The organism is uncultured Maricaulis sp. (genome assembly GCF_963976135.1).
Taxonomy (GTDB): domain Bacteria; phylum Pseudomonadota; class Alphaproteobacteria; order Caulobacterales; family Maricaulaceae; genus Maricaulis.
This window is the reverse complement of record NZ_CAXBKN010000165.1, coordinates 1-3,035: the sequence shown is the minus strand read 5'-3', so window position 1 is coordinate 3,035 and position 3,035 is coordinate 1. Positions and strand designations below refer to the sequence as shown.

The window sequence follows — 3,035 nt, the reverse complement described above, 5'->3', positions numbered from 1 at the left end:
TGGTCGAGGTCAATTACCAGTACCACACCATGTTTAGCGAGCTCGGCGTCAGCCAGTTCGATATCAGCGAAGTCTTCTACCTGCGCCCGCGCCAGTCGATTGTCGTCGCCCGCAGCTAGTCCAGCACAGCCCTGACGGCATCGGGCACGCCTTGACCGGCTCCGGCGGGCGCGCCATCGATGCCGCTGACTGCCACCGCACCCAACAACGCATTGGTCACGAAAACCCCCTGCGCGAGTGCCAGGTCCTCCGGTGTGAACCGGCCCTGCTCGACATCCAGCGCCGCGATAATCGCGCCCCGCACCGTGCCCGGCAAAACCGCACACTCCAGCGCCGGGGTGAACAGCCGGCCTTCGCGCATCCAGAACAGATTGGCGCAATCAGTGCCCGACACATGCCCGTCAGTGTCGAGCAGCAGCGCCATGCCGGCACCGGAACGCACCGCCTCGCGCCGCGCCATCGCATTGTCGATATAGCTGAGCGTCTTGTGCCGCGCCGCGATACTGCTGACGGAACGGCGTTGCGCGACAGTCGCCAGGCTGAGCGAGGCCGGCACCTCGGGCAAGGGTGCGGCCGTTATCAGGCAGGAGGGCTGAGTCATGGCCGGCCGGGCGAGCCCGCGCTGGCCGGCGCCGGCGGTCAGGGTCAGGCGAATCGCCGCCTGGCGAAGTCCGGCCCGCGCCGCCATCTCACCGACGATCGCCGCAAGGGCGATCCGGTCGAGCGGACAGGCCAGGTCCAGCGCGGCGCAGCTGGCGCGCAGTCTTTGCTCATGCGCCGCCTGGCGCAGCAATCGCCCGCCGGAAAAGCGCAAGGTCTCGAACAGGCCATCGCCGAGCAGCAGGCCGCGATCACCGGCTGCGATCACCGCCGCCCCGTCCCCGAGCCAATCGCCATCCAGCCAGACCGTCATGCCCGTCCCTCAACCGCCCGGCGCAGGGCCGACGCCTTGGTCAGGGTTTCCTCATATTCTTCGAGCGGATCGGAATCGGCGATTATGCCGCCGCCGGAGCGGATGGTGGCGTGCCAGACATTACCGGCCAGACGCATGGCGGCGGTGCGGATCATCACATTCAGGTCCATATCGCCATCCTGGGAAATCCAGCCGAGGGCGCCGCAATAGGGGCCGCGCGATTCGCCTTCCAGCTCGGCAATGATCTGCATTGCGCGCACTTTCGGCGCGCCGGTGATGGAGCCGGGCGGGAAGCTGGCGGCGACCAGGTCGAACACGTCGAGGCCGGGATCCAGCTCGCCTTCAATGACCGACACCAGATGATGCACATTGGCATAGGTTTCCACGGCGCAGAGCACGGGCACATTGACAGACCCCGGCGTGCAGACGCGCGAGAGATCATTGCGCATCAGATCGACAATCATCAGGTTTTCGGCGCGGTCCTTCGCGCTGGCGGCCAGTTCGCGCGCCAGCGCAGCGTCTTCGACCACATCGCCGGAGCGCTTGCGCGTACCCTTGATCGGCCGCGCCTCGACATGACCACTGCGCACGGAGACGAAACGTTCCGGCGAATTGGTCAGGATCACATGGCCGGCATCGAGGCGGAAATAGGCAGCATGGGGGGCCGGGCTGGCGCGGCACAGGCGTTCGAAGACGGCATAGGGATGATCGTCCGGGCTCAATTCAGCTTCAAAGGCCTGCGAAAGATTGACCTGGAAGACATCGCCGGCATGCACATAATCGCGCGCGCGGCCGGCGGCGGCGAGATAGTGCCCGGGCGACCAGCGCGGCGACCATCCGGCCCCCGGCCGCGCTGTCATCGCACGGTGCCCCGCGGGATCCGGCGCCTGCCCCGATGCCAGCAAATCGGCAAAGCCATCCATCATCTCCAGATCACGGCCGCGCACGATCAGCCTTCCGGCCGTCTGGTCGAATTCGGCCCAGACCGGATAGCGCGCAAAGGCGAGCGCCGGCCAGCGGGCCGGATGGACGGGCAGGGTTTCAAAGGCGGATGCCAGGTCATAGCCGAACAGGCCGGCCAGCATGCCGTCAGCGCCGGGCCGACGGAACTCAGCCTGCAGCGTCTCGAAACCGGCACGCGAGCCATCGCCGAAAACTCGCGAAGGGCGGGCGAAGATACGCGCCCGGCCACTGCGTCCGTCATGCAGGAGCAGCGCCCTGTCCTCGCCGGCCAGCGGCGCGAAGGCGGCAATCGGATCGCGCCAGGGGCGGACGATCTCCAACAGGGGCCGGCCACTGCCATCGGCTTCTGCCTGTCCGGCGAGCGGGCTCATCGCTCCAGCCAGCGCTCCCGCAGCGCTGCACGCTCCTGATCGGTAATGCCGAGCACGTCGCGCAAATAGCGGTCACGGTCACCGATTGTGGCCAGCGCGGTGTGAAGCAGATCGGCCTCGACACCGAGGAAGGCGCGCATCACCGCGTCCGGCATGACATGGCCATAGCTCTCCTGCAGGCGCTGGCGCACCATCGGCACCAGGCTGTCGAAATCGACCGCTGTATTGGTCAGCAGGTAATCCTCGATGATCTCGTCCTGGCTGACACCCAGCTCATCAAGGACCAGGGCGCAGAATATCCCGGTGCGATCCTTGCCGGCGGCGCAATGGACGAGGAAACCGCCATCGGCCTCGCCCGAGGCCAGCGCCTTGAAGCCTTCGCGGAATACGGACTGGTTGCCCTTTTCGGTCGGAATACGTCGATAGGCGCTTTGCATATAGCCGCGCACGGCTTCGAGCGAATGATCACCGGTGCGCAGGAATTTGAGATGAGGCGGCTCGCCATCATCATCGGCATCGGACGAAATCACCCGAAGCGCATGACCCTCGGGCCAGGCGGAGGGCTCGGCCTGGCGCTCGCGCGGGCGGCGCAGATCGGCAATCACGGTGATGCCGAGCGAGCGTATCAGCTCGCGGTCGGCCTCGCTGGAGCGCGAGAAATGCCCGGAGCGATACAGGCCCTCACGCACGCGCGCGCCATCGGCGGCTTCATAGCCATGGAAATGGCGAAAATTGTGAACGCCTTCGAGGGACTGGATCCGTGTCATGGCTTGGAGGTACGCAATCGC

3 protein-coding genes are annotated in these 3,035 nt (G+C 66.6%); all 3 read right to left on the bottom strand.

Annotated elements, in window-relative coordinates; all coding sequences use genetic code 11:
- Nucleotides 1–115: 115 nt before the first annotated feature.
- Genes AAC023_RS14155 through AAC023_RS14145 form a run of 3 tightly spaced genes read right to left on the bottom strand, consistent with a single transcriptional unit; the run spans nucleotide 116 to nucleotide 3,014 of the window.
- Entirely contained in the window at nucleotides 116–913 is a 798-nt protein-coding gene (locus AAC023_RS14155) for an aminotransferase class IV (RefSeq protein WP_339741891.1), read from the bottom strand.
- Nucleotides 910–2,247 carry an anthranilate synthase component I family protein gene (locus AAC023_RS14150; protein ID WP_339741889.1) on the bottom strand — a complete coding sequence of 446 codons (1,338 nt, stop codon included), beginning with the start codon at nucleotides 2,245–2,247 and terminating at the stop codon, nucleotides 910–912. Before AAC023_RS14150 ends, AAC023_RS14155 begins: the two co-directional genes overlap by 4 nt.
- Nucleotides 2,244–3,014 carry a tyrosine-protein phosphatase gene (locus tag AAC023_RS14145; RefSeq protein ID WP_339741887.1) on the bottom strand — a complete coding sequence of 257 codons (771 nt, stop codon included), beginning with the start codon at nucleotides 3,012–3,014 and terminating at the stop codon, nucleotides 2,244–2,246. Before AAC023_RS14145 ends, AAC023_RS14150 begins: the two co-directional genes overlap by 4 nt.
- Between the last annotated feature and the right edge of the window lie 21 nt (nucleotides 3,015–3,035).

Bases quoted from the DNA above. Each gene is read 5' to 3' on its own strand.
- AAC023_RS14145 (WP_339741887.1), bottom strand. From the start codon at position 3,014: ATGACACGGATCCAGTCCCTCGAAGGCGTTCACAATTTTCGCCATTTC.
- AAC023_RS14155 (WP_339741891.1), bottom strand. From the start codon at position 913: ATGACGGTCTGGCTGGATGGCGATTGGCTCGGGGACGGGGCGGCGGTG.
- AAC023_RS14150 (WP_339741889.1), bottom strand. From the start codon at position 2,247: ATGAGCCCGCTCGCCGGACAGGCAGAAGCCGATGGCAGTGGCCGGCCC.